This is a genomic window from Streptomyces sp. NPDC126499 (assembly GCF_040302485.1).
GTDB lineage: Bacteria > Actinomycetota > Actinomycetes > Streptomycetales > Streptomycetaceae > Streptomyces.
Genome location: NZ_JBEOUO010000015.1, coordinates 122744 through 148069, shown reverse-complemented (window position 1 = coordinate 148069; position 25326 = coordinate 122744). Strand labels below are relative to the sequence as shown.

26 protein-coding genes and 1 pseudogene are annotated in these 25326 nt (G+C 74.3%); 13 read left to right on the top strand and 14 right to left on the bottom strand.

Annotation, left to right across the window (positions count from 1 at the left end):
* Positions 1 to 38 precede the first annotated feature (38 nt).
* The 3 genes from ABTZ91_RS22985 to ABTZ91_RS22975 all read left to right on the top strand — a co-directional run bounded on the left by ABTZ91_RS22985 (position 39) and on the right by ABTZ91_RS22975 (position 3402).
* A complete protein-coding gene (locus ABTZ91_RS22985) occupies positions 39 to 452 on the top strand; it encodes a roadblock/LC7 domain-containing protein (RefSeq protein WP_352079069.1) in 414 nt (137 codons plus the stop codon).
* A gap of 108 nt (positions 453 to 560) precedes the next feature.
* Positions 561 to 1724, top strand: coding sequence for a DUF6397 family protein (locus ABTZ91_RS22980; RefSeq protein ID WP_407078009.1), 1164 nt, complete (start codon positions 561 to 563; stop codon positions 1722 to 1724).
* 130 nt (positions 1725 to 1854) lie between these two features.
* Complete coding sequence (locus ABTZ91_RS22975; protein ID WP_352079068.1) at positions 1855 to 3402, top strand: ATP-dependent DNA ligase; 1548 nt, start codon at positions 1855 to 1857, stop codon at positions 3400 to 3402.
* 50 nt (positions 3403 to 3452) lie between these two features.
* Here ABTZ91_RS22975 and ABTZ91_RS22970 read toward each other — a convergent pair whose 3' ends face one another.
* On the bottom strand, positions 3453 to 3986 hold the full coding sequence (locus tag ABTZ91_RS22970; RefSeq protein WP_352079067.1) for a DUF6328 family protein: 534 nt from the start codon (positions 3984 to 3986) through the stop codon (positions 3453 to 3455).
* A gap of 102 nt (positions 3987 to 4088) precedes the next feature.
* Between ABTZ91_RS22970 and ABTZ91_RS22965 the strand changes: the two genes are divergently transcribed.
* From ABTZ91_RS22965 to ABTZ91_RS22955, 3 genes are all read left to right on the top strand, one after another.
* Positions 4089 to 4499: a hypothetical protein gene (locus ABTZ91_RS22965; RefSeq protein WP_352079066.1), complete on the top strand. Its 411-nt coding sequence runs from the start codon at positions 4089 to 4091 to the stop codon at positions 4497 to 4499.
* Between the two features lie 380 nt (positions 4500 to 4879).
* Entirely contained in the window at positions 4880 to 5590 is a 711-nt protein-coding gene (locus ABTZ91_RS22960; protein ID WP_352079065.1) for a hypothetical protein, read from the top strand.
* Positions 5587 to 5958, top strand: coding sequence for a peptidase inhibitor family I36 protein (locus tag ABTZ91_RS22955; RefSeq protein ID WP_352079064.1), 372 nt, complete (start codon positions 5587 to 5589; stop codon positions 5956 to 5958). Before ABTZ91_RS22960 ends, ABTZ91_RS22955 begins: the two co-directional genes overlap by 4 nt.
* A 70-nt stretch (positions 5959 to 6028) precedes the next feature.
* On the opposite strand, the gene ABTZ91_RS22950 is transcribed toward ABTZ91_RS22955, so the two are convergent.
* The 4 genes from ABTZ91_RS22950 to ABTZ91_RS22935 form a co-directional block, all read right to left on the bottom strand.
* The gene (locus tag ABTZ91_RS22950; protein WP_352079063.1) at positions 6029 to 7132 is read right to left on the bottom strand and encodes a nuclear transport factor 2 family protein; all 1104 of its coding nucleotides are present in this window, start codon (positions 7130 to 7132) and stop codon (positions 6029 to 6031) included.
* Positions 7133 to 7274: 142 nt separating this feature from the next.
* Positions 7275 to 7733 (bottom strand): peroxiredoxin, encoded by a 459-nt coding sequence (locus tag ABTZ91_RS22945; RefSeq protein ID WP_352079062.1) that lies wholly within the window; start codon positions 7731 to 7733, stop codon positions 7275 to 7277.
* A 144-nt stretch (positions 7734 to 7877) separates the two neighbouring features.
* Positions 7878 to 8465: a PadR family transcriptional regulator gene (locus ABTZ91_RS22940; RefSeq protein WP_352079061.1), complete on the bottom strand. Its 588-nt coding sequence runs from the start codon at positions 8463 to 8465 to the stop codon at positions 7878 to 7880.
* 40 nt (positions 8466 to 8505) lie between these two features.
* Entirely contained in the window at positions 8506 to 9684 is a 1179-nt protein-coding gene (locus ABTZ91_RS22935; RefSeq protein WP_352079060.1) for an FAD-dependent monooxygenase, read from the bottom strand.
* A 201-nt stretch (positions 9685 to 9885) separates the two neighbouring features.
* Here ABTZ91_RS22935 and ABTZ91_RS22930 point away from each other — a divergent pair, with 201 nt between their 5' ends.
* The 3 genes from ABTZ91_RS22930 (at position 9886) to ABTZ91_RS22920 (ending at position 11794) form a co-directional block, all read left to right on the top strand.
* Complete coding sequence (locus tag ABTZ91_RS22930; RefSeq protein WP_352079121.1) at positions 9886 to 10392, top strand: TetR family transcriptional regulator C-terminal domain-containing protein; 507 nt, start codon at positions 9886 to 9888, stop codon at positions 10390 to 10392.
* Positions 10393 to 10436: 44 nt separating this feature from the next.
* A complete protein-coding gene (locus tag ABTZ91_RS22925) occupies positions 10437 to 11084 on the top strand; it encodes an SRPBCC family protein (RefSeq protein ID WP_352079059.1) in 648 nt (215 codons plus the stop codon).
* A gap of 140 nt (positions 11085 to 11224) precedes the next feature.
* Positions 11225 to 11794: an MBL fold metallo-hydrolase gene (locus ABTZ91_RS22920; RefSeq protein ID WP_352079058.1), complete on the top strand. Its 570-nt coding sequence runs from the start codon at positions 11225 to 11227 to the stop codon at positions 11792 to 11794.
* On the opposite strand, the gene ABTZ91_RS22915 is transcribed toward ABTZ91_RS22920, so the two are convergent.
* Positions 11791 to 13482 carry a PHB depolymerase family esterase gene (locus ABTZ91_RS22915; RefSeq protein WP_352079057.1) on the bottom strand — a complete coding sequence of 564 codons (1692 nt, stop codon included), beginning with the start codon at positions 13480 to 13482 and terminating at the stop codon, positions 11791 to 11793. The two genes, ABTZ91_RS22920 and ABTZ91_RS22915, sit on opposite strands and share 4 nt — an antisense overlap.
* Positions 13483 to 13714: 232 nt before the next feature.
* Complete coding sequence (locus ABTZ91_RS22910) at positions 13715 to 14047, bottom strand: cupin (protein WP_352079056.1); 333 nt, start codon at positions 14045 to 14047, stop codon at positions 13715 to 13717.
* Positions 14048 to 14184: 137 nt separating this feature from the next.
* Here ABTZ91_RS22910 and ABTZ91_RS22905 point away from each other — a divergent pair, with 137 nt between their 5' ends.
* Positions 14185 to 15069 carry an EamA family transporter gene (locus ABTZ91_RS22905; protein WP_352079055.1) on the top strand — a complete coding sequence of 295 codons (885 nt, stop codon included), beginning with the start codon at positions 14185 to 14187 and terminating at the stop codon, positions 15067 to 15069.
* On the opposite strand, the gene ABTZ91_RS22900 is transcribed toward ABTZ91_RS22905, so the two are convergent.
* From ABTZ91_RS22900 to ABTZ91_RS22870, 7 genes are all read right to left on the bottom strand, one after another.
* Complete coding sequence (locus ABTZ91_RS22900; RefSeq protein WP_352079054.1) at positions 15066 to 16232, bottom strand: oxygenase MpaB family protein; 1167 nt, start codon at positions 16230 to 16232, stop codon at positions 15066 to 15068. The two genes, ABTZ91_RS22905 and ABTZ91_RS22900, sit on opposite strands and share 4 nt — an antisense overlap.
* 89 nt (positions 16233 to 16321) lie before the next feature.
* A complete protein-coding gene (locus ABTZ91_RS22895; protein ID WP_352079120.1) occupies positions 16322 to 17365 on the bottom strand; it encodes a polyprenyl synthetase family protein in 1044 nt (347 codons plus the stop codon).
* Entirely contained in the window at positions 17358 to 17663 is a 306-nt protein-coding gene (locus ABTZ91_RS22890) for a polyprenyl synthetase (protein WP_352079053.1), read from the bottom strand. The genes ABTZ91_RS22895 and ABTZ91_RS22890 overlap by 8 nt, the downstream gene beginning before the upstream one ends.
* 69 nt (positions 17664 to 17732) lie before the next feature.
* On the bottom strand, positions 17733 to 19058 hold the full coding sequence (locus ABTZ91_RS22885; protein WP_352079052.1) for an amidohydrolase: 1326 nt from the start codon (positions 19056 to 19058) through the stop codon (positions 17733 to 17735).
* A gap of 241 nt (positions 19059 to 19299) precedes the next feature.
* Positions 19300 to 20952, bottom strand: a complete 1653-nt coding sequence (locus ABTZ91_RS22880) for an acyl-CoA dehydrogenase family protein (RefSeq protein ID WP_352079051.1) — start codon at positions 20950 to 20952, stop codon at positions 19300 to 19302.
* A complete protein-coding gene (locus tag ABTZ91_RS22875; protein ID WP_352079050.1) occupies positions 20936 to 21553 on the bottom strand; it encodes a TetR/AcrR family transcriptional regulator in 618 nt (205 codons plus the stop codon). The genes ABTZ91_RS22880 and ABTZ91_RS22875 overlap by 17 nt, the downstream gene beginning before the upstream one ends.
* 180 nt (positions 21554 to 21733) lie before the next feature.
* Complete coding sequence (locus ABTZ91_RS22870) at positions 21734 to 22318, bottom strand: TMEM165/GDT1 family protein (protein WP_352079049.1); 585 nt, start codon at positions 22316 to 22318, stop codon at positions 21734 to 21736.
* 339 nt (positions 22319 to 22657) lie between these two features.
* On the opposite strand from ABTZ91_RS22870, the gene ABTZ91_RS22865 reads away from it, so the two are divergent.
* The 3 genes and pseudogenes from ABTZ91_RS22865 to ABTZ91_RS22855 all read left to right on the top strand — a co-directional run bounded on the left by ABTZ91_RS22865 (position 22658) and on the right by ABTZ91_RS22855 (position 25326).
* Positions 22658 to 23332, top strand: a complete 675-nt coding sequence (locus ABTZ91_RS22865) for a TetR/AcrR family transcriptional regulator (RefSeq protein WP_352079048.1) — start codon at positions 22658 to 22660, stop codon at positions 23330 to 23332.
* Positions 23329 to 23916 (top strand): annotated as a pseudogene (locus tag ABTZ91_RS22860) (MFS transporter); the annotation flags it as partial. The gene ABTZ91_RS22865 and the pseudogene ABTZ91_RS22860, both read left to right, overlap by 4 nt.
* 495 nt (positions 23917 to 24411) lie before the next feature.
* Positions 24412 to 25326 carry an MFS transporter gene (locus ABTZ91_RS22855; RefSeq protein WP_352079119.1) on the top strand — a complete coding sequence of 305 codons (915 nt, stop codon included), beginning with the start codon at positions 24412 to 24414 and terminating at the stop codon, positions 25324 to 25326.

Here is a 25326-nt window from a genome sequence, read left to right as displayed (position 1 = left end):
CTGAGGCGAAGCATGCATCACCAAGGGGGAGGACACGCATGGCGCTCGACAAGGAACTCGACTGGCTGTTGGACGACCTGACGCGGCGGGTCGACTCGATACGGCACGCACTGGTGCTGTCGAACGACGGGCTGGTGACCGGAGCCAGCAGCGGCCTGGAGCGGGAGGACGCCGAGCACCTGGCGGCGGTCTCCTCCGGTCTGCACAGCCTGGCCCGCGGCTCGGGACGCCACTTCAAGGCGGGCCGGGCGCGGCAGACGATGGTCGAGTTCGACGAGGCACTGCTGTTCGTGACGGCCGCGGGGGAGGGCAGCTGCCTGTGCGTGCTGAGCGCCGCCGAGGCCGATGTCGGCCAGGTCGCCTACGAGATGACGCTGCTGGTGAACCGGGTCGGTGAGCACCTGGGCGTGGCGGCGCGGCAGCCCGGAGGCAGGGGCGCGAGCGCGCTCTGACCCTCGCTCGGAGAGTTATCCACAGGGCGGGCGCGGTGTCGTCACTGTGCGTTACGGTCATCACCGGAAGTGTTCGAGCCGAACGACACACGGGGGAGGACCGATCGCATGACCATGGACGGGACGACGGAGAAGACCGCGACGGACGACGGGGGCACGGTGGCTCCGGGGCGCGCCGCGCGAGAACTGGAGCTGAAGCGCGAGGAGTTCCGGCTGGCGGTCCACCTGGGGATCGTGCGTACGGTGCCGGGCCCCGCTCCCGGACCAGGGGCGGGACCCGGGCCCGGCGGCGGGGACGTCCTGAGGGACGTCACCCGGCGGCGCGTGGCCCGGAGCGAGATCGCACGGCTCAGAGCGGCTCCCGACTTCCCGGACGGACTGCGCGAACGGGTCAGGGCCGTCGGCACGACCGAGGGCGCGCGGCTGCTCTCGGTCACCCGTGACCGGTTCGCCCGGCTGGCCCGGACGGGCCACTTCAGTCCCGTGCGGTTCTACGTCAACCGCTACCGGGCCGTCGTCTGGCTCTACCCGGCCGCCGAGCTGGGCGAGTTCGCCCTCACCCATCCCGGACTGCTCTCCGGCCGGCTGCCGCTGGACGTCCGCACCCGGGCGGACGGCGGCGAGGACTGGCGGCCCCGGAACTGGCGGGCCCGACGCCTCGGGATGCTGCTGCGGGCCGACGACGACCCGTGGGCGCGCACGGCCGCCATCGCCTCGCTCCTCGACCCGGCCCATGTCGCCGAGGTCGTCGACGACCCCTATGAGCGTGCCTACCTGGACCGGCTCCGTCCCGGGCCGCCCAGCTGGCGGCCGAGCGCCCCGGCCGCCAGGGAGATCGCCGACCGGTTGCTGCTCGCGGACGACCCCGACGAGGTCCTCTGGCACCGGATGAGCCTCGCCCTCGCCCTGGACGAGGCCCGAGTCGACCGCCAGGCCCCGTACCCGGGCGCCACCACACTCCTGACCCCGCCTCTGGTCCCCGTCGCGTCCTTCGTCCCGCCCCGGCCCGTCGCGCGGCTGGTCCCGCCCCGGCCCGTCGCGTCCTTCGTCCCGCCCCGGCCCGTCGCGCGGCTCGTTCCGCCCCGGTCCGACGCGTCGGTCGTACGGGCGGAGGGCCCGCCCGCACCCGCCGGTGAGGGCGGGCCCGCTCCGTGGCCCCGACCGGCTACCGGGCCCGCGCGGGCGGTGGCCGTCACGCGCCCGCCCGGGCGGCGGATCCGGCGGAGCCTGCTCGACCGGCTGCGCAGGCGGAAGGAGGCCAGGCCGGGGTAGCCGTCCGGTCCACCTCGACCGCGTGGGCTCGCGGGCCTGCCGGGGGCGGGTGACACAGGAGGCGTGCCCCCGGGGCGTGCGTGCGGCCGGCCGGGGTGCGGGGTGCCGGGCGCGCGGGCAGGATGGGCGCATGCTCCTTGCCCGAGTCGCGGAGGTGTCGGGGCAGGTCGCCGCAACGTCGGCGCGGTCGCGGAAGACCGGACTGCTCGCCGAACTGTTCGCGGAGGCCGAGCCCGAGGAGACTCCGCTTGTCATCGCCTATCTCTCCGGGCGGCTTCCGCAGGGCCGGATCGGCGTCGGCTGGAGCGTCATCAAGCACGTCCTCCCGCCGGCCGTGCCTCCGGCGGCGCGGCCCGCCCTCACCCTGGCCGACACCGACGCGGCGATGACGGCACTGGCGGCTGTCGCCGGGGCGGGGGCGCAGGCCCGGCGGACCGGTCTGGTGCGGGACCTGCTGGCCGCCGCGACCCTGCCGGAGCAGGAGTTCCTGCTCCGGCTGCTCTCCGGGGAGGTCCGGCAGGGCGCCCTCGACGCCGTCGCCCTCGAAGGCGTCGCCAAGGCGGCCGCCGTCCCGCCCGGGGAGCTGCGGCGGGCCGTCATGCTCGAAGGGTCGCTGCCCAGGGTCGCCCGGGCCGTACTGGCCGAGGGGCCGGCCGCCCTGGAGCGGTTCACCCTCCGGGTGGGCAGCCCCGTGCAGCCGATGCTCGCCCACACCGCGGGCAGCGTCACCGAGGCCGTCGCGGCCCTCGGGCCGTGCGTGGTCGAGGAGAAGCTGGACGGGATCCGCATCCAGGTGCACCGGAGCGGCGACGAGGTCCGTGTCTACACCCGCTCACTCGACGACATCACCGACCGGCTCCCCGAGGTGGTCGCCACCGCCCGGGAGACGGCGGGCGACGCGTTCGTCCTGGACGGGGAGGTGATCGCGCTCGACCCGGCGACCGGCCGGCCCCTGGCCTTCCAGGACATCGCCTCACGCGTCGGCTCCCGCCTCGACGTGACCACCGCCCGGGCCGCCGTGCCGCTGTCACCCGTGTTCTTCGACGTCCTCGCCGCGGACGGCGAGGTCCTCGTGGACCGGCCGGGGCACGAGCGGCACGCCGTCCTCGCCCGGCTGTTGCCCGAGCCGCTGCGCGTGCGCCGCACCGTGGTCGGCGACCCCGGGGACCCGGCCGCCGTCGACGAGGGCGAGCGCTTCTTCCGGGACACCCTGGCCCGTGGCCACGAGGGCGTCCTCGTCAAGGCGCTCGACGCGCCCTACGTCGCCGGGCGCAGGGGACGCACCTGGCTGAAGGTGAAGCCCGTCCACACCCTCGACCTGGTGATCCTCGCCGCGGAACGGGGCCACGGGCGGCGCACCGGGCTGCTGTCCAACCTCCACCTGGGGGCCCGCGCCGCCGACGGCGGCTTCGTGATGCTCGGCAAGACGTTCAAGGGGCTCACCGACGAGATGCTGCGCTGGCAGACCGAGCGGCTGGGCGAACTCGCCGTGGAGGACGACGGCTTCACCGTCCGGGTGCGTCCGGAGCTGGTCGTGGAGATCGCCTACGACGGACTCCAGCGTTCCACCCGCTACCCGGCCGGAGTGACACTGCGGTTCGCCCGGGTCGTACGCCACCGCCCCGACAAGCCCGCCGCCGAGGCGGACACCGTCGAACGGGTCCTCGCCGGAGGGTGAACGCCCGCCGTGCCGTCAGGCGCGCGGGAGGCCGAGCGCCCGCCGTGCCGTCAGTCGCGCGGGCGGCTCGTGTGGCGGTGCCGCACCCACAGGGGCAGCACGAACCAGCACAGCAGGCACCAGACGAGGAGCGCGGCCACCAGCCAGGGGGCGTAGGCCGCCCCGGTGGCCACGCGCAGGACCAGCAGCAGCGCGGCGCCCAGGGTGGCGAGCAGCAGCAGAAGGCCGACGAACGTCAGCCGGGAGGCCCAGGCCACCGCCCGGGGCTTGATCCGGCGGCCCGTGACGATTCGGTGGAAGGAGACCGGGCCGATCAGCGCGCCGGTCGCGGCCGCACCCAGCGAGACCGTGACGATGTAGATCACCCGGTCGCTCTGCGGAAGCTCGGGGAAGCGCGGAGTGAAGACGACCGTCAGAAGGAAACCGAAGAGGATCTGTACACCCGTCTGGGCGACCCGGATCTCCTGCATCAGCTCGGTCCAGCGCCGGTCCGCGTTCTCCTCCGGCGTCTCGTGCCGGCCCCGGTACAGGCCGTCGGCATCCCACCCGTCGCTCTTCGTGGGCCCCTCTCCGCCTCCGGCCACGCCGCCTCCCGGGGTCGCGCTCCGTCCACCTGTCTCCACGGTGCCATGAACCTCGCGGGACGCGCCGCCGCGAGGGATGCTGGAAGCTGCACACGCGAGGAGATGAGCGCCGTGTACGACTTGCACATCGACACCGATGTCACCGTGCAGCTGAGCGAATGCTGCCGGGAGGACGCCCAGGCCGTCTTCGACGTCCTCGACCGCGTCTACCAACTGGAGGACGTGACGGCACCGGGCCCGGAGGCGGCCGGCGGGCCCGCCCCCACCGTCTGGATGGCCACCTTCGACACGGCCGGCGGCCGCCACGAGGAGTCCCCTCCCGTCCGGCTCACCGGAAAGGTCGGAGCGCTGCTCACCGGCGGCTATCACGCCGTCGACGAGGTGGAGAAGGTCCTGGCCCGCACGTTCGAGATCCAGTCCCTCCAGTCCGTCTCCGGCGACCAGGAGACCGAGGCACGGCTCCTCCTCGCGTCCCCGGTCTCGGCCGGGCCGGGCGGCGACCAAACGGGGTGAGATGGCTCACATGCGGCACACAGGACATGCCGGAACAATGGGTGAAGGTTTATCGTTCATCTGTATGTGACGGCGAAGGGGCCCGGTCCCCGAGGTTCCCCCCACCGCGAGGTGACCGCCCTTCTAGCGTCACGGCAAACAGCCCCGGTTGGAATCCCCCGTCCAACCGGGGCTTTGTCGTCCCCGGCCCCGCCGGCCACGGCTTACCGCGCACCCCCCGAACACCCTGTTGGCGGCGCACGCTCCGGCGCGTTGGACCCCTTCGGGTGAGTCGCCGTGTCGCCCCGCATGGCCCGTCCGGCACCGGGCATTGATCGCCCCAAAACCGGCGGCGTCACACCCGCCGGTCACCACCGCCGGGCCCGCCACCAGGGGGAACCATGCGCCACGCCACCCGCCGAACGGTCCTCGCGACCGCCGCCGCCCTCGTCCTCGCGGGCTGCGCCACCGTACGCCCCGCACCCGTTCCACCCGCCGCCGCGCCACCGTCCCGGCAGGAACAGGACCGCATCCTCAAGGCCGCCGAGCACCGGCTCGTCGTCGACTGCCTCACCGCCCAGGGCCTCACCCTCAGGCCGGTCTCGAAGGCCAGGGCCCCCGCCGACGACAGCCGCCTGCAGACCGCCCTCTTCGGCAAGGACCCCCGCGAACTTTCGCTGACCCTCGCCACCGGCCACACGGTGACCGCCAACAGCGACGGCTGCGTCGCCGCCGCCCGCGCGCACCTGTACGGCGACCAGACCCGCTGGTTCCGGGCCCAGGTCACCGTCGACAACCTGCGCGCCGAGGCCCAGGCCCGGATGAAGGACGACCCCGCGCACCGGGCCGCCCTCGACCGCTGGACCAGGTGCGCCGCCCCCTCGGGCGACCCGCGCACCGGCCGCCCCGACCCGGCCGTCGCCGACCGCTGCACCCGCGAGAGCGGACTCGCCGCCGTACGGGCCCGGCTCGAACCCGCCGAACTGGCCACCGTACGCGCCCTGCACCGCGACCAGGTCGCCACCTACGAGCAGCTGCGCACCCGCGCACTGCTGCGGGCAGCCGAGCTGTCCGCACCCTCCACCCAGAAGAAAGGCAACGACGCTTCATGAAGCGACTCCTCGGCCCCACGACCGCCGCGCTCCTCGCGCTCGCCGGCGGTCTCGCCCTGACCGCCCCGGCCGCGGCCGCCGACTGCCCCTCCGGGCACTTCTGCGTCTGGCAGGACGCCAACTTCGGCGGGCAGCGGGCCAACTGGAGCGGCGACGACGGCTGGTGGGAGAGCTGGATCTCCGACACCGACTCGTCCTGGGCCAACCACGGCATCTCGGGACCCGGCGTCAAGGACTACGTCCGGGTCTACGAGTCCGCCTGGCAGGGCGGCTCCATGACGATCTGTCTGGCCCCCGGCCAGGAGGTGGGCTACAACGGAGCCGCCAACGACCGGGGCGACTCCCACACCTGGGCCACCGGCTGCTGATCCCGGCCGCCCACGGAACCACCCGCCCGTCCGGCCCGCGACCGCGGGCCGGACGGGCGGGCCGCACGCGTCAGTAGCCGATGGCCTCCCTGAGCAGCAGCACGGTGGCACGCCCCGGGCGCGGCTCCGCGTTGAGGACAAGCAGACGGTTGACGGCGCTGGGCACCCCGTACACGCGCCGGGCGCGGGCGTCCTCCAGCGGAAGGACATGCTCCTCGAGGCGGCGCAGGGCCGTGCTCAGATCGGGCACCACCTTCTGCGCCCCGACGATCCAGACGGCGTGCGCCGCTCCGCCCGCGTTGGCGGGCAGCTGGCTGCCGCTGCCCGAGGCGAGGACGAGCGAGCCGGTCTCGGTCACCGCCGCCACGCTGTTGACGACGTAGTCCGGGACGGCCACCAGCCTGCGGATCTCGTCGGCGCCGGTGGCACGGTCGATGGCCAGGATGCGCGGCCTGACGGCGTCGTACCGGCCACTGTCGTTGATGTCCTCGTCGATGCCGGACAGCCGCAGGGTCTCGCTGGCCCCGGTGAGCACGACGGCGCCTTCGGGCAGCAGGTCCTTCACCCGTACCCGCGCCTCCGCGGCGTCGTCGAGGATCTCGGCGGCGAAGCCGCCTGCGCGCAGTGCGGCGGCCACCCGCTCCAGCCGCTCGTCCGTCGCCGGCTCGGTGAAGGACGCGCCGGGAGCCGGGCGGGCAGCGCCGTCCCGCGCGCCGCCCTGTGCGTCGTCCCGCGCGGCGCCGGGCGCCGCGCCCGCCAGCGGGGAGGTGTCGAGGTACCTGACCTCGTACAGCCGCTCCGCGAACCGCCAGCCCTCCTCGGTGCGCCGGTAGCGGTCGTGGTAGACGGCGTAGTTCAGGCCCTGGCGGCCGTCCAGGGTGCGTGCGAGTTCCTGGACGTAGGCGCGGCCGGTCGCGGTGTCACCGTCGAGGTGGATCGAGCCCGGGTGGGTGTTCTGCACGAAGAAGTCCCACTGGCTCTGCAGCCGCTCGCCTCCGGCGAGGATCTCCTCGCGGCCGATGTGCACGGCCGGAATGTTCGGCATGCGCAGGACACCGTCCGGTGTGAACAGCGATGCCAGGCGCGGCCGGTCGCGCATCATCACCGCGTCCGTGAACTCGCCGCGCAGCGCCTCGATCTCGACGCGGTCCGCGATGGCCTGGAAGTCGTTCATCGACGTCCTCTCCCGATCTCTCGATCTTGTCGTCGCCCTCGTCGGTGCGACACCGTGATGACGCCGCAGCGCTCCGGAATGTGAGGTGGCGCGAGGGAGGGAGAGCCCGGGTGAGCCGGGGGCAGGGACCGCCGCGGGGTGCCTAGTCCCTGACGCGGGCCCGGAGCGCCGCCAGCGCCCGGTCCGCGTGTGCGCTCATCCGCAGTTCGCTGCGGACGATCTCCAGGACCCTGCGGTCCTCGTCGATGACGAAGGTGACCCGCTTCGTCGGCGCGAGCGAGAATCCGCGCTTCACCCCGAACCGGTCGCGGATCGCCCCCGACGGGTCGGACAGCAGGGGGTAGCCGAGCGAGTGCCGGTCGGCGAACTCCTGCTGCCGCGCCACCCCGTCCGTGCTGATGCCGACGGGCCGGGCGCCGACCGCGCGGAACTCGCCCGCGAGGTCGCGGAAGTGGCAGGCCTCGGCCGTGCAGCCGGGGGTGAGTGCCGCCGGATAGAAGAAGAGGACGACAGGACCTTCGGCCAGCAGCCCGGAGAGCGAGCGGGGTCGCCCCGTCTCGTCCGGAAGCGTGAAGTCCTCGACGATGTCACCGACGTTCATGCGCACGGACGCTACCCCACGGTAGCCACGGACGTCACCAGCCCTGTGCGGCCCGGGGCTCGTCCCGTACGAGCGTCAGCAACGGGCCCGGCGCCCGCCCCCGCCCCGGGGGGTCCCGGCCGTGCCTCGGGTGGCGCCCGCCCCCTATCCCCGAGTCGCCTCCCGGTCGTTCCCCCGGGCGGCCTCCCGTTCGGCGAGGATCACCAGGGCCCGCTCGCCCCAGCGCACGTTCTCCTCCTCGAAGGCCATGCCGCGCAGCAGCGTCAGATACGGTCCCACCCGGTCGACCTCGCGCAGGTAGACGTCCTCGTCCCGCCCGTCCAGCATCCGCTCACGCATCCGTCCGTAGCGCGCGAGCTTCGCCCTGGCCTGCTCCATCCGTTCCCGCACATGGGTGCGGACCGCCGCCGTGTCGCCCTCGTCGCAGGCCTGCACCTGCACCATCAGCTCGTCGCGCACCGCCGTCGGCCTCGGCGGGTGCGCGGTGTACGCCACGAGGTCCTGGCGGCCCGCCTCGGTGAGGGTGAACACGCGCTTGTTGGGGCGGCGTTCCTGCTGCACCACCCGGGCGGCGATGAGACCGGCCTCGGAGAGCCGCTCCAGCTCCCGGTAGAGCTGCTGCGGCGTGGCCGCCCAGAAGTCGGCCACGGACACGTCGAAGAGCTTGGCCAGGTCGTACCCCGACGCCTCTCCCTCCAGGAGAGCCGCCAGGACAGCGTGCTTGAGAGACATCCGGACAAACTAGCAGTTCGTTGAATAGTTTCCTCGGCACCTATTCACCCGCGAAAGACCTGGTGAGAGGCGGGGTCCAGGCGGCGTGACGCAGGATCGCCCGCACCGCCGCGCCCGAGGGCGCGAGGCGGAGCAGGGTGTTGCGAAGCGGCACGGCGAGCGGATGGCTGAGCTGCTGTCCCATCCGGCCGGCCCGCCGGGCCGCCGCGGCCACGGCCGTGGTGCGCGGGCGCCGCTCGGCGTCGTACCGGGCGAGCGCCGCGTCGACGTCCGCCGTACGGTCGAGCTCCGCGGCGAGGACCACGGCGTCCTCCAGCGCCTGGCAGGCGCCCTGACCCAGGTTCGGGGTCATCGCGTGGGCGGCGTCGCCGAGCAGCACCACGCGGCCGGAGACGAAGGACGGCAGCGGAGTCGCCAGTTCTCCGACGTCGTGGTGCAGGACGTCCTCGGCGCGGGTCGCGGCCAGGAGCTCCGGGATCGGGGCGTGCCAGTCGGCGAAGCGCCGGCGCAGCACCGCGAGCGGGTCGTCATGGCGTACGCCGGCGGGCGCGTTGAGGACCGCGTGCCACTCGGCCCGGCCGTCGGCGAAGGCGATGTGCCCGAACTCGGCCCCGCGCCCCCAGGTGATCTCGAAGTCGGTACGGAGGTCCACGGGCCGGTGGGTGATCGCCCGCAGCACGGTGGAGCCGCTGTGGACCGGACCCGGATGGCCGGGGAACAGCGCGGTACGCAGACGGCTTCCGATCCCGTCGGCGGCGACGACCAGATCCGCCTCCAGCGGCTCGCTCCCCGGACCGAACTCCACGCGGGCGCGCCCGCCCGCGAGCGTCGTGGCGGCCTCGGCCGTCAGGTCCGTACGCAGGGTGCCCGGCCTCGGGGCGGCCCGCAGCAGCCGGTGCAGTTCGGCGCGCGGGATGCCCACGATGGGGGAGCCCAGGGCGCGTTCGAGCACGGCGCCGTCCATCCGGGCGAGCCACGAGCCGCTCGGCGTGCGGGTGCCGCCGGTGTACTGTCCCCGCCCCGCGGCCCGCACGGCGGCGCCGAGCCCGAGCACGTCGAGCGCGCGGATGCCGTTGGCGGCCAGGGAGATGCCGGCGCCCGCGTCGGCGAGGACGGGGGAGCGGTCGACGACGGTCACCTCCCAGCCGATGCGCTGGAGTCCGACGGCGGCGGCGAGCCCGCCGATTCCCGCGCCGACGACGACGGCGGTGTGGCCCATGGTCCGTGCCCCTCTCGTGTTCCGTCCGGTTCCGTCCTGCCATCTGCTTTCTACAGATGTAGAAGACGCGGAGAAGCCTAACCCCCGTCTCTACAGGTGTAGAAAGAGGGGGTGACCTCCTCCGACCGCAGTGCGCCCGCCGCCCCCGCCCGCCGCACCCTTCTGGCCGATGCGGCCCTCGGCGTCCTCGCCGACGCGGGCATGCGCGGGCTGACCCATCGGGCGGTCGACGCCGCCGCGGGCCTGCCCGCCGGCACGACCTCCGCGTACTTCCGCACCCGCTCGGCCCTGCTCACCGGCCTGGTCCGCCGTCTGGTCGAACTCGACCAGGCCGAGCTGGCGGCGGCGGCCGAGGACGCTCCGGCACTCCGCACCCCCGACGACCTCGTGCGGGGCCTTGCCGCCCTGGTCGCCGCCCGGACGGCCGGTGAGGGGCGACGGCGCACCCTCGCCCGCTACGCCTGCGTCCTGGAGAGCGTGCGAGACCCCGAACTGCGAGACATCCTGGTGCCGAGGGAGAATCCCGGGCGCGAAGCGGTCCGGACCTTCCTCGCCGCCCGGGGCGTCGCGGATCCCGAGGCCCGCACGCTGACGCTGCTCGCCTGCGTGGACGGCCTGGTCCTCGACCGGGTGGTCGCCGGAGAGCAGGCGGTGAGCCGGGGGACCGACGAGATCGAGGGTCTCGTGGCGGCGGCCCTCCGCCCGTGAGCACACGGGCGGGCACGCGGACGTCAGCAAGGGAGCAGGCTCCGATGGACAGCAACGCCAGCAACGCCAGCAACGCCAGCACGGGCAGCAACGCCAGCAGCGCCGACAGAGGCGCCAGCGCCACCACAGACGGCAACGCCGCCACAGACCGCAACGCCGCCACGGACCCCAAGGGCGGGACGGGCCGCGTCACCGGCTCGGCCGGTGACGACAGCGGTGCCTTCGTCTACACCACGTACATCCGCACCACGCCAGACGAGCTGTGGAAGGCGCTGACCGATCCGGTCTTCACCCGCCGCTACTGGGGCGTGGCCTTCGAGACCGACTGGACGCCCGGGTCCGCCATGGTCTGGGAGGAAGGCGGACGGACCACCTCCGACCCCGCCCAGGTCGTCCTCGCCGCCCACCCGGGACGGCTCCTGTCGTACACCTGGCACACCTTCACGCCCGAGTGGGCCCAGGCCGTCGGCATCGGCGAGGACGTGTACGCCCGGCTCGCCCAGGAGGGCCGCTCCAAGGTCACGTACCGGATCGAACCGGCCGGGGACATGGTGAAGCTGACCGTCGTCCACGACGACCTGGACCCCGACGGCACCATCCGCCGTCTCGTCGCCGAGGGCTGGCCGGCGCTGATCTCCAGCCTGAAGTCGCTCCTGGAGACGGGGGAAGAACTCCCCGAGGTTCCTCGCTGACCCCACGGTCCGCCCTCTCATCCCCTCACCCCCCTCCCGACCCTCACGCCCCTCGCGTGATCAATTTCGGCCGAAATTCGCCCCCGGACTCTGGCCGGAAATCGTCTAATCGAGTGAGCGTGGCAGGCTAGCGTGCGCGCATGACCGCCACCGCCACCGTGACCGTTCTGACCGCCGGATACGTCGGACCGCGCACCGCCTCCACCGTCACCCTGCTCCGCGACGGGGACACGGTGGTGGTCGTCGATCCCGGCATGGTCGCCGACCGCGCCCTGATCCTCGGACCGCTCGCCGAGGCGGGCGTGACGCCCGAACAGGTCACGGACGTGGTCTTCAGCCACCACCACCCGGACCACACGCTCAACGCGGCGCTCTTCCCGGCCGCCCGTTACCACGACCACTGGGCGATCTACCAGGACGACCTGTGGACCGACCGCCCGGCCGACGGCTTCGCGCTCTCGCCCGCGATCCGGCTGGCCGCCACCCCGGGCCACACGCCCGAGGACATCAGCACCCTCGTCGACACGGCCGAGGGGCTCGTCGTCCTCACCCACCTGTGGTGGTCCGCCGACGGCCCCGTCGAGGACCCGTACGCCACCGACCCCGAGGCCCTGCACGCCTCCCGCCGCGCGATCCTCGACCTCGCGCCGGTCCTCGTCGTGCCCGGCCACGGGGCCCCCTTCGCGCCGACCGCCGCGACCCCGCGCTAGCGGTACTCGACCGTCAGCGTCACCGGCGCGGCCTGGTTGACGAAGAGGTACGCCGTCCCGGCCGGGGCCGACGCGAAGCCCAGGCGCATCTGTGTCGTCCCGCTGCGGTCCAGGGCGGCGAGTCCGGCCGGAGACAGATCGGTGGACACCGCGCCGCCCGACCCGAACGGGCCGATCTGCGCCGCGCCGGCCGCGGTCGCCGGTGCCGCCCAGTCCCCGGCCTCCACGGCGCAGCCGCCGAAGCAGCCCGTACGGACGTCCACCAGCAGCCGGTTGCCCGGGGGCGAGGCCCAGGGGTCGCCCGAACCGCTCGACCGGGTCACCGTCAGGTACGCCCGGGTGACCTCCCCGCCCGCCGGGATCCGCGACGTGTCGAAGGAGAGCAGGGTCCGGTTCACCTTGCCGTCCGACCCCCGGCCGAGCGCGAAGCCGTACACGTCCTCCAGGGTCCCGACCGCCGCCCCCGAACCGTCGGCCGCCGCCTTCGCGTACCCGTCCTGCGCGTCCACGCTCGGCAGCGTCACCGAGCCGCCGCCGGCCGGCGGGGGAGTGGTGGTGCCGCGCAGCGCCCGGACCATGCCCATCACGGCCTCGATCTGCCTGCCGCCGTGGCGCGCGTAGGCCGCGTCACCGAGATACCCCCACCAGTTCCAGCAGCCGTTGGGGTTCTCCAGGGTGGCGGTCGGGGCCGCCTGCGGATAGAGCACGATCATCGCGTTGGTGTCGGCGTACTCGTTCAGATAGGCGTTCTCGACGAACCGGGTCCCGAAACCCTGGTACGCGTAGCCCTGCTTGCAGCCGTGCAGCGCCACCATGAGCGTGCAGACCGCCCCCTCAGCGCACGACTTCGGCACGTACACGAAGCCCTCGTTCCCCATCGACAGGGCCGCCGCCGAACCGCCGGGCGCGTACGCGTTCTGGTCGAAGCGGATCAGGTCGCCGGACGGGGCCGGGGCGGGCGCCGCGACCGAGCCGAGGAGATGTCCGAGCAGCTCACGCTCGGCGTCCACACCGCAGTCGTTGATGAACGGCGTCTGCGTCACCCCGCAGGAGTTCGGGCCCAGGGGACTGATCCACGCGTGGCCGGCCGGCGTGGTGCGCTGATAGCGGACCCGCGCTCCGAAACGGCCGTAGTAGTCGGCGAGCGCGGTCGCCACCGGCTGCTTCACGGTCGCGTCGTTCGTCCCGCTGAAGACGTACACAGGATCCCCGGCCAGATTGGACAGTGGATCCACTGCCCCTTGTGCCGACCAGTCCCGGGTCGTCTGCTCCAGCTTGTTCAACTGGAGGTCCTGGACGGTGTCCATGCACGCGTTGAGCGCGGTGGCCAGGGCGTTCTGGGCACAGTAGTACGGGCCCGAGGCGAAGGCGGCCGACCCGGAGAAGGTACCCGAGTAGGCCACATGCAGCTGCGTCGCCATGTAGCCGCCCGAGGAGATCCCGGCGGAGTACACGGAACCGATGTGGTACGGGGTCAGGGTGCCGGGCACGGGCGAGGGCGCCGCCGCCGTGGCCGCCGCCGTGGCGGGGGACGCGGGCGCGGCGAGGACCAGGGCGCTGACGACGGACAGCAGCAGCGCCGCGAGGCGCCTCGGCCGTCGGACGCGTGGTGCCGCGGTGCGGGAGGCTCGGGTGCGGCGTGCTGTGGTGTGTGGTGCTGGGGTGCGGGGGGCTCTGGAAGGTCGCATCAGGACTCCCGTGCGGCTCGGACGGGTGGGGATGCGCCGGAGGGTAGGGGCGGCGCACCCCGCACCCCTATGGGCCGGGAAGCCACAAACGACCGGTCGGAGTATGGCGCGCCACGACCTGGCAGCGCCCGGCCGGACCGGCGGATCGCGGCCGACGACGACTCTCGGCCGACGACGACTCTCAGCCGCTGACGGGTCTCAGCCGTTGCCGGATCTCAGTGGTCGCCGGATCTCAGTCGTTGACGGCGGTCAGCAGCACGACCGCGTCCTCCAGGGCGGTCAGGCCATGCCGTTCCTTCGGGAGCATCTGGAGCTGCCCCGCCCCCAGTTCCCGCGTCCGCCCCGACGCCGTCAGCTCGACCCGGCCCCGCAGCACCTGCAGGCTCGCGGCCGGCGGGGTGTTGTGCTCGTCCAGCGCCATCCCGGCGATCAGCGCGATCACGCTCTGCCGGAGCACCCCGTCGTGCACGATCAGATGGGCGCTGCGGCCGTGCGCGTCGGAACGCGCGTTCGCCAGGTGCTCGTCGACCAGGGCACCGAGGTCGAAGGGTTCGGGCTGCTGCATCGTCTCTCCCTGCGGGGTGGCGGACCGGTACCCCCAGCCTTGCGCGTACCGGCCGCCACGCAACTCGGGACCGCCCCGACTCGCCACGACGCGTGTCCCCGCCGGGCAGGCGCGGGCCCCGGGGCTACGGTGAGGCGATGCAGCGCGCCGACGACCGGCTGACGCTCGGCGCGTTCGCCGCCACCGCCCTCCTCGCCGGCGGCAACGCGGTCGGCGTCCGCTTCAGCAACCGTGAACTCGACCCCCTGTGGGGCGCCGCCCTCCGCTTCGGCGCGGCCTCCCTGGTGCTCCTCGCCCTCATGGCCGCGCGCCGGATGCCCGTCCCGCGCGGCCGGGCCCTCGCCGGCGCCGCCCTCTTCGGCATCCTCAACTTCGGCGTGACGTTCGCCCTCGCCTACTACGCCCTCGTCCGCATCCACGCCGGATTCGGACAGACGATCCTGTCCCTCACCCCGCTCGCCACCCTGCTGCTCGCCGTCGCCCAGGGCCTGGAACGCTTCCGCGCGGCCGCCGCCGTCGGCACCGTCCTCGCCACCGCCGGCGTGGCCGTCATCTCCCGCGCCCCGCTCAGCGGCGACGTGCCCCTGCTGTCCTTCCTCGCGATCCTCGGCAGCACGCTGTGCTTCGCGCAGGCGACCGTCCTCGTCCGGCGGCTGCCCAAGGTCCATCCCGTCACCATGAACGCCGTCGGCATGACCGTCGCCGCCGTGCTCCTCTTCGCGGGCTCGGCCGCCGCCGGCGACACCTGGCGCCTCCCGGAGCGGGCCGCCACCTGGTGGGCGCTCGCCTATCTGGTCGTCGCCGGCTCCGTCCTCACCTTCGTGCTCTACCTGTACGTCGTCCACCGCTGGGACGCGTCCCGCGCCGCGTACGTCTTCGTCGTCGTCCCCGTCGTCACCCTCGTGCTCTCCGCCTGGCTCGACGACGAACCCCTCACCGCCGCCCTGCTCCTGGGCACCCCGCTGATCCTCGCCGGCGTCCACGTGGGCGCGCTCCGGCGTCGGCCCCCGGCGCCCGGCTAGCGGGCGTCCAGGACGGGCGGCGGCGGGGTCCACCTGCGCTTGGGGGAGACCGCCGACGACAGGCCGTAGTCCTTCCTGAGGTGTTCCGGGATGGCGTAGTGCATGACCCGGCCCCGGGTGAGGGAGGACAGCTCGAACACGGTCGTCAGGTGACCGAGCCGGTCGAGGAGCCACGCGCCGAGCGGGGAACGGTCCTCGACGGTCTCCAGGACGCCCAGCAGACGCGGCACCGCCTTCACGACCGTGTCCCACGCGGTGCGCGGGACCTCGAGCCAGTCGGCGCACGTGTCGCCCACCAGATGCCGGATGAGGGCCGAGACGATCGGATCGAACAGGGTGCCCGGCACCACCTCCTCGTACAGCTCGATCAGCTGCCGGGTCAGCTCCGCGCCCTCCTGCGAGGGCCCCATGTGCCGGATCATGTAGAGGTCGAGGAACCGGCGCGCCTCGTCGAGGTCCTTCGGCACGGCCTCCTGGTCGACGCCGAGCATCGCGCCGACCACCCGCCAGGCGTAGAAGTACGCCTCCGCCCCCTCCGTCGACATGTGGACGCCGAGCCGGTGCAGACTGTCGAGGACCAGCATCGAGAAGAACATCTGCCCGCCGATCATGTCCTCCTGACAGATCGGCACCCCCAGCTCCGCCGTGTCCCACAGGCCGTCACGCCGCAGATGGTGGCGGATCGAGGCGTGCAGCAGCCGGACCTTCTGCGCGGCCGGCACGAACCGGCCGCCCGCCTCGAAGGCGTCGGGCCGCATCAGGTACACCGTGAACTGCCCCGTCTCCGCCATGCGCTTGGCGGGGTACCGCAGCCCGTGCGTCGCGGACAGCAGCCGCGCCACGTGCGGGACCAGATAGCAGGCGGGCATGGCGGCGAAGGACAGCGCGGTCGTGATGTGCACGTCGTTGTCGGTGAAGAAGAGCCGCGCCTTCTCCATCTCGCCCCAGTCCACCCAGCTCGGTGGCGCGGCGGTGACCCGGAGGTACTCCCGGGCCACCTCCGGCAGCCCGTCCGGCAGCGGCGAGCCGGACGTGGAGACGTAACGCATCAGCGTGTTGAAGGTGCCGACCTCTCCGCGTTCGAACAGGGTGGCGACGGTGGCGTCGGCGAGTTCGTCGCCGGCCCGGCGCAGGGCGTCCATCGACGCCTCGGTGGGGATCATGCGTGCTTCCTTCGGGACTTCGAAGCTGCGGGATATAGGAGTACGGGAGCTACGGGAGCTACGGGGCTGCAGGGCTCATGAGCGGGAGGTCAGGACAGGCGGGTCGAGGCGGAGTGCGCCAGCGAGGTGAGCGCGGCGACGGCCGCCGGCGGCGCGTCGAGCTCGTCCAGCGCGCGCAGCGCCTCCTCGACCCGGGCGGCGATCATGCCTTCCACCCGTTCGGGCGCCTTGAGGCTCCGCATCAGCGCGCGGACCTCCTCCGCACCGCCCTCGCCGTCGGCGAGCAGGGCGCGCAGCCGCTCCCGCCGGGCGGCGTCCGCGACCCGCCAGGTCTCCGCGAGCAGCGCGGTGGGCCGGTGGCCCCGCAGATCGTCGCCGGTGGCCTTGCCGGTGCGCTCCGGGTCCCCGAACAGGCCGAGCAGGTCGTCCCTCAGCTGGAACGCCTCACCGAGCGGGAGCCCGTACGCGGAGTAGCCCTCGCCCAGGCGGGCCGGGGCACCCGCCAGCGCGCCCCCGATCAGCAGCGGTTGCTCCACCGTGTACTTGGCCGTCTTGTAGCGGATGACCTTGAGCGAGGCCGCCGTGTCCGGTGCGGCGCCGGTGTGGAGGATCTCCAGGCACTCGCCCGCGACCAGCTCCCGGGCGAGCGAAGCCCACAGCGGGCGCGCCCGGCCGAGGTAGGCCGCGGGCAGCCCGCTGGTGACGAACAGCTGCCCGGCCAGGGACATCAGCAGGTCGCCGACCAGCATCGCGAGGGACCGCGCGGCACCGGCGGCCCGCGGATGACGCGGTACGGCGGCACGCAGCGCCCGGTGCGCGGTGGGCCGCCCGTGCCGCAGAGGGCTGTCGTCGATCAGGTCGTCGTGCACGACCGCCGCCGCGTGCACCAGCTCCATCGAGGCCGCCGCCCGCACCAGCGCGTCGCTGTCCGGCTGGCCGCCGCCGCGCCAGCCCCAGTAGCAGAACGCGGCCCGCAGCCGCTTGCCGTCGGCCACCGCCGACTCCAGCTGCTCGGCCACCGGCCCCAGGGACGCGTCGACGGCGGTCAGATCGTCCGCCTCCCGGGCGACGAAACGGTGCAGCACCTCGTCGACACGGGCCTTGAAGGCGGCCGGGTCCCAGACCTCAGTCATCGTCACGGCCCCGCGGGTCCTGCCGTGCGCGCCGGTCCAGCACATGCCGGGCGAGCACCTCCAGGTGGGCGGGCGGCGGCGCCGTACGGCGGTCCAGGGCCAGCCGCCCGCGCGCGACCAGGTCCCGCTCGGCCTCCTCGACCAGCTGCGCGGTGTCCGAGCGCCGCAACAGCCCCCGTACCGTCCCGAGCGCCGAACCCAGCGTGCTCACCGCGAGATCCGCGAGCCCGGCGACCAGCAGCACCGCCCGGTCCTGCCCGCTGGGATGCCCGTTGTCTTGATCGTTCCCCGACGTCATGGCAGCCAGGGTGGCCAGCCGCGCCCGCCCGCACCCCGCAAACTCACGAACGAGTGAAGCCGGATCCGGTCATCCGGTTTCGGCCCGCAGGCCGTCTTGAGGTCCCGTCAGGGTGCCCGCCAGATGGTCGTACGCCACGTGCGCGTGCAGCCGGACGCCGGTGACCAGGGTGTCGTCGTCCGCGTAGAAGTGCGGGTTGTGGTTGGTGACCAGACCGCGCCCGCCGTCGACCGGTACCGGGCGCCCGCCCCCGTCCAGGGTCGCGTCCTGGACGCCCAGCATCACGTACAGGCCGCCGAAGCGGTTCACGAACTCGGACACGTCGTCGTAGCCGAGCGTCGCTCCGGTCTCCACGACCCGGTCCGCGCCGACGACCCTGCGCAGGGTCGGCAGGCCCGCCGCCACCCACTCCGCCGTGTTGCGCACCGGCGGCACCGGCTGGAGGTAGTCCACCGCGGCCGTGGCGTTGTACGCGGCGGCCGTGTGCTCGGCGAGCGTCGTCAGGCGCCGCTGGACCTCCGCCATGTCCGACTGCACCGCGCACCGGACGGTGCCCCACAGGGTGACGGTCTGGCCGATGATGTTGAAGCGGCCGACGTCCTCGACGTGCCCGATGGTCACGGTGACCGGGTCGAAGGCGGACACCTGACGGTAGATCTGCCCGATCCCGGTGAGGATCGCCCCGGCCGCCGGCATCGGGTCGATGCCCTGCCACGGCGTGGAGCCGTGCACCTGCTTGCCGGTGACGACGATCCGGACGAGGGTGGAGGCGGCGTACTGGTTGCCGACGCGGTAGCCCACGTACCCCTTCGGATACGGCGTGACGTGCATCCCGAACACCATCGTCGGCACCGGCCCGGCGAACGCGCCCGCCTCCAGCATGGCCAGCGCCCCGCCCCGCTCCGTGACCGGCGGCCCCTCCTCGGCGGGCTGGAAGACGAACAGGACGGTGCCCGGGAGCCGTTCGCGCACGCCGGCCAGCACGCTCGCCGCGCCCATCAGCATCGCGGTGTGGCAGTCGTGCCCGCACGCGTGCGAGACCGGGAAGGGGCCGCCCGGGTAGTCCGCGTCGACCGTCCCGGACGCGAAGTCGACGCCGCACAGATCCGGCACCGGCAGGGCGTCGATGTCCGCCCGCAACGCGACCGTACGCGGCCCCGGTCGCCCGCCCCTGAGGACCCCGACCACCCCGTGCCCGGCGATGCCGGTGCGGACCTCGTCCAGACCGAGGGAGCGCAGATGGCCGGCCACCAGCGCGGCCGTCCGCTCCTCCCGGTTGGACAGCTCGGGATTCCGGTGCAGATGCCGCCGCCAGGCGACGACCTGCGACGCCGTCTTCTCCGCACTCCGGTCCAGCTCCGCGCGGACCTCCTCGTGGAGCGGTTCGCTGCTCACCACGGACGGGCCTTTCGTCTCGACTCGGGGGAAGGACGTGCGCCCCCAGATTCGCACGGCGGGCCCGCCCGCGCGCGGAACCGGCCACCGGGACGTCCACCGCTCACGCGGGCCTCCCGGCCCGGGAGGCCCGCCTTTCGGCCCCCCGGAACCGCGCCCCCCGGAACACCGGAGTTACGCCCCCGGGAACACCGGAGCCGCGCCCCCGGGAACACCGGAGTTACGCCCCGGCACCCCGGAGTTACGCCCCCGGGAACACCGGGGTGCCGCGCTCGATGATCGCCGTCGTGTCCACGCCCGGCGGGAGGGTGCCGAAGGCGATGCCCCAGTCGGCGTCGAGGCGCGAGGCGCAGAAGGCGTCCGCGACGGCCGGGTGCCCGTGCCGGACCAGCAGGGAGCCCTGGAGGACGAGGGCGAGCCGCTCGACCAGGCGGCGGGCACGGTACTGGAGCGCGGCCGGGTCGGCGACGTCGGCGAGGTCCTTGCGCAGGCGGGTGACGGCCGCGTCGAGGCGGCGGTCGGCACCGGCCGCGAGGTCGACCTCCGCGAAGAAGGCCTCCACCGCCTCGGGCTGACGGCCCATCGCCCGCAGCACGTCGAGCGCGGCCACGTTCCCCGAACCCTCCCAGATGGAGGGGAGCGGGGACTCGCGGTAGAGCCGGGGCAGGCCCGAGTCCTCCACGTAGCCGTTGCCGCCCAGACACTCCAGGGCCTCGGCCGCGTGCGCGGGCGCCCGCTTGCACACCCAGTACTTGGTGACCGCGAGACCGAGCCGGCGCAGCCGCTCCTCTTGCGCGTCCCCGGCCGCAGCCCGGTCCACGGCGCCCGCGAGCCGCAGCGCGGCGATCGTCGCGGCCTCCGCCTCGACCGCCAGGTCCGCGAGCACGTTGGTCATCAGCGGCTGGTCGACCAGGCGGGCGCCGAAGGCGCTGCGGTGGCCGGCGTGGTGCACGGCCTGCACGAGGCCCTGGCGCATTCCGGACGCGGAGCTGACGGCGCAGTCGAGCCGGGTCATGTTCACCATGCGGATGATGGTGGCGACGCCCCGGCCCTCCTCGCCGACGAGCCGGCCGAGGGCCCCCTCGTACTCGATCTCGCCGGAGGCGTTGGAACGGTTGCCGAGCTTGTCCTTCAGGCGCTGGAAGCGGATGGCGTTGCGCGAGCCGTCCGGCAGCACGCGGGGCACCAGGAAGCAGGAGAGCCCTCCCGGCGCCTGCGCGAGCGTCAGGAAGACGTCCGACATCGGCGCCGAGGTGAACCACTTGTGCCCGGTCAGCGCGTACATGCCCGCCTCGCCCGTCGGGACGGCGCGGGTGGTGTTGGCGCGGACGTCCGAACCGCCCTGCTTCTCCGTCATCGACATCCCGGCGATGATCCCGCGCTTCTCCGTGGGCACCCTCAGGCCGAACTCGTAGTACGGGGAGGACAGCAGCGGCTCGTACACCGCGGCCAGCTCCGGCTCGGCGCGCAGGGCGGGCACGGCCGCGTACGTCATCGAGATCGGGCACAGGTGCCCCGGATCGGCCTGCCCCCACACGAACACCTTCGCGGCGCGCGCCACGTGCGCGCCGGGCCGGCCGTCGGCCCACGGCGCGCCGTGCAGACCGTGCCGCACGGCGACGTTCATCAGCTCGTGCCAGTACGGGTGGAACTCCACCTCGTCGACGCGGTGACCGTACCGGTCGTGGGTGTGCAGGACGGGGGAGTGGCGCTCCGCGAGCCGCCCCCACTCCTGGGCCTCGTGGCCGCCCGCCCGCAGGCCGAGCTCCCGGACGTCGGCCTCCGCCCAGCCCGCGCCCTCGCGGCGCAGCGCCTCCAGGAGCGCCGGATCGGCCGAGACGTCGTGACCGGTGAGCGGCGGAACTTGGTTGGTGACCTCATGCGTGGTCGGCATCGGGTACTCCCAGGGCTCGCAGGGTGAAGGTGACCAGGGCGGGGACGGTGCCGGGCCCGACGGCCCCCTCGGCGAGGGGGCCGACGAGCGCCTCCGCGCCCGCGCCGACGAGCGCGGAGGCGGTCAGCACGGCGTCCTGGGGAGGCAGTTCGCCGGCGCGCACGCCGGCGTCGATCCGTGCGGCGAAGACATCGCGGAACGCGCGCCGGAAGACGAGACGCTCGGCGTCGACGGCCGGGTCGACCGGCTCGGCGAGCAGGGCGTAGGCGAGCCGCGGTGCCTTCAGGGCCCGGCTCGCGAAGGTCTCGATGACCGCGACCACCCGGTCGGCGGCCGTCCGGTGCGAGGACAGCGCCGCGGCCTCCATGACCGCGGCGACCTCGCGCCGGACGACGGTCCGGAACAGCTCGACGGAGAGCTCCGCCTTGCTGGGGAAGTGGCGGTACACGCTTCCGGTGGCGATCCCGGCCCGCGCGGCGACCGCCGCCATGGTGCAGCCGGCGTAGCCGTGCTCGGCGAGCAGCCCGAGGCCCGCCTCGACGACGGCGGTGCGCTGTGCGTCGAGTCGGGCCTGGACGGCGGGCGTGCGTCGGTAGGGCATGGAAGGAGTGAAGCAGTGATTCATTTCTTCAGCAAGAGGGTGCGCGGCGGCCGGTGACGGTCGGTGGAGGCGGTGCGGGCGGCCGCTTCAAGCGGCGGGCGGCCGGCGGTCTGCGGCCGGCGGCCTGCGGTCGGCCGCTTGCCGGGGGTGACGGCCGACCGCCGGGCACCGCCGGGCGCGTCAGCCGGTGAAGACCTCGATCAGCGACCAGAGCGCGAGCGCGGCCATGCACAGACCGCCGATCCGCTGCACGATCCTGAGCGGGACGCGCTTGGCGATGAACCGGCCGGCGACGAGCGCGAGCGCCGAGACGGACATCAGGGCGGCGGCCGAGCCGATCGCCGTCGACCAGGTGCCGTTGGTGGCGGCGAGGTTGGCCGTGGTGATCTGGGTCAGGTCGCCCCACTCGCTGATGAAGACGGCCATGAAGGCGGTGGAGTACACGGGCCAGAAGCCGGTCACGGTGGCGCCGCCCGCGTCCTCCTCGTCGTCGTCGCCACCGCCGCGCAGCAGCATGAAGGCGCCGAAGGCGAACAGGAGGGCCGAGACGAGCTTGACGATCCAGCCGGGGAGGAGGCCGAGCAGGCTGCCCGCGCCGACGGCGATGGCCACATGGACGACGAACGCGGTCGAGGTGCCGAACCAGACGTACAGCGGACGCATGCGCGTGCCCATGGCGAGGGACGCGAACATCGTCTTGTCGGGTAGTTCGGCGAGGAAGATCAGCCCGAAGGCGGTGACGATCGCCAAGGGGTCGAGATGCATACCGGGGGCTCTCTGCTCGGACCGGGCCGGGACCGACACGGCGCCTCGGTGGGCGACGGGAGGACCACTCGGCCCGGCATGACGGACCACGCCCACAGGGATGCGGACGTGGCGCTACTGCCTGGCCGAAGGTCTCGCCCGTCCGCGCCCGTACGGCGGCGGACCCGGCCACCGGGAGCCCGGGGCTCCAGTGTGTCGACGACCGGTTCGCAGGGCTACTCCCCTTCGCTGCGGTCCAGTGTAACGGACGGTGGGGGCCCATCTTGGTAGACAGTGTCTACTGGCGTGGTAGAACGGTGTAGACAGTGTCTACGAACGCTCGACCGGACGGACGGATCCATGACGCACCAGCCGCGCCCCTCAGAGCCCACGACCTCCGAAGTCCCGCATCCCGCGGACGACTCACTTCGGCCGGATGCCGCGGGGCGGCCCGCCTCGGAGGCCGGACTCCGTGACCGGCTCGTCCGGGCCGGCGTCGAGCTCGTCGACGCCGAAGGCGCGCAGGCCCTCTCCCTCCGCGAGATCGCCCGCCGCGCCGGCGTCTCCCACGGCGCGCCGCGCCGGCACTTCCCGACCCACCTCGACCTGCTCTCCGCCATCGCCCGCGAGGGCTTTCGCGAGCTCGCCACGCGCACGGCGGCCTTGGACCGCGAAGGAGAAGAGCCCCGAGCCCGGGTCGCGGCCCTGGCCCGCGGCTACCTCGACTTCGCGCGCAGCCGTCCCGGCATGTACGAGCTGATGTTCCGTCACGACCTTCTGGAGAGCGGACGACTCGGCCTGCGGGACACGAGCCTGCCGCTCTTCGGCCGGTTCGCCGAGCTCGTCGCCCGAGCCCGCCCCGACGCTCCCGACCCCGCCACGGCCGCAGGCGCCCTGTGGGCCAACCTCCACGGCATCGCCCAGCTCTGGCGCTGGGGCAGCCTGCGCCTCGCGACCGGCGCGGACGACGTGGCACCGCTGCTCGCCGCCGCCCTCGACGCCCACCTCGGACCGACGACGGAGGACCGCCGATGAAGGGCCCCGCCCTCCGCCGTCCCCTCACCCTCGCCTGCAGCGTCGTCGGTGCCGCCGTGGTCGCCCTCGACGGCACCGTACTGACCATCGCCCAGCCCGCGCTCCAGCACGACCTCGGCGCCGGCACCGGACAGGTGCAGTGGACCAGCACCGGCTACCTCGTCGCCGTGGCGAGTCTGCTCGTCTTCGGCGGGCGGCTCGGCGACCGGTACGGGCACCGCAGGCTCTTCGCCGTCGGCTGCCTCGCCTTCGCCGCCACCTCCGCCGGGATCGCCGCCGCCCCCGGCGTCGGCTGGGTCATCGCCCTCCGCGTGGCCCAGGGCGTGGCCGGCGCCCTCCTCCAGCCCGCCACCCTGGGCATGCTGCGACACGCCTATCCGCCCGAACGGCTCGCCATGCCCATCGCCCTGCGCACCAGCGCGATCGGCCTCGCGGCGGTGGCCGGCCCGCTGGTCGGCGGCGTCCTCGTCGACACGTACGGCTGGCGCGCGGTCTTCCTGATCGGCGTTCCCCCGACCCTGGCCATCGCCCTGCTCTGCCTGGCCGCATCGGGGGCGGGGACCCCGCGCGGGCCTGCCCAGGGGGCGGTGGCGACTCCCGGGCTTCCGTCCGCGCGGGGGGCCGACCCGTCGGGGACGGCGACCTCGGGGACGGAGGGGACGGCGACCCCGGGATCCGGCCCGGTGGGCCGGCCGGCGGCGGCTGCCGTCGCGGGCCGGGCTGCGGGGCGGGGCCGCGCCGTCACCGGGTCCGCTGCCGTGTCAGCGCCCGTGCCCCACCCCGCCGCCGACACCGGGACCGCGGGCCGGCCTGGGGCCACCAGCCCGGCGACCGCCGACGGCCCCGCGCCCGCGCCCGAGCCGGTGGCCGTCGAGGCCGACGCTGCTCCCGTGATCGGGTCACCGGCCGGGACCGGGGCCGAGCCGGTGGCCGTCGAGGCCGGCGCTGCCCCCGCGATCGGGTCACCGGCCGGGACCGGGGCCGAGCCCGTGGCCGTCGAGGCCGGCGCTGCCCCCGCGATCGGGTCACCGGCCGGGACCGGGGCCGAGCCCGTGGCCGTTGAGACCGGCGCTGCTCCCATGATCGGGTCACCGGCCGGGGCCGGGGCCGAGTCGGGAGCCGCCGTCGCCGGGGCGTCGACCCGGCCGCAGCCCGTGTCCGCGACGACCGCTGCCGCTGCCGCGCCCGCGCTCGCTCCCGGGCCCGACATCACCGTCAACCCACCCCAGCCGGCCCGATCCCTCGACCTCCCGGGGGCCTGTCTGCTCGGGCTCGCACTCGCATGTCTCGTGCAAGGGCTCGCTCACGGGGCCGTCGTCGGGGCCGTGCCCGCGCTCGTCGCCGCCGGGGTCGCCGGGGTGGTGTTCGTGCGGCACGAGAGGCGGGCGGTGTGGCCGTTGGTGCCGATGGCAATGGTGCGACGGGGGCCGGTCGTGGCCGGGCTCGGGGCGCTGGTGGCCGCTTCGGCAGCGCTGTCGGGCACCCTCTTCACCGCCACCTACCTGTTCCAGGACACCCTCGGCCAAGGTGCCCTGGACGCGGCCCAGCGCATGGTGCCGCTCCCGCTGCTCATGGTGGTCGGGGCGCCGGTCAGTGCCGTGGTCAAGGGGCGGGTCGGGGCGCGCCGTACCGCAGTCGGCGGGGCCGTGCTGCTCGCGGCAGGGGTGCTGCTGCTCGCCTGGCCCGCCGTGACCGCCTCCGCGCTCGCCACCGGCGCCTGCGCGGGCCTCATGGGCGCCGGGTTCGGGGCCGTCATGGTGACGGCGACCTCCGTCGTGGTCCACCAGGCCCCCGAGGAGCACGCGGGGGTGGCCGGCGGGCTCCAGCAGACCGCCATGAACACCGGGCCCGTCCTCGGCGTCGCCCTGGCGAGCCCGCTGCTCCCCGCCGGGACCGCCCTGCCGGCCCTCGCCGCCGTCGCCGCGCTCGCGGTGCCCGCCGCCCTCGGCCTGCCGGGGCCGCCGCGGGGCGCGGACACGCCAGCGGGGCCGTAA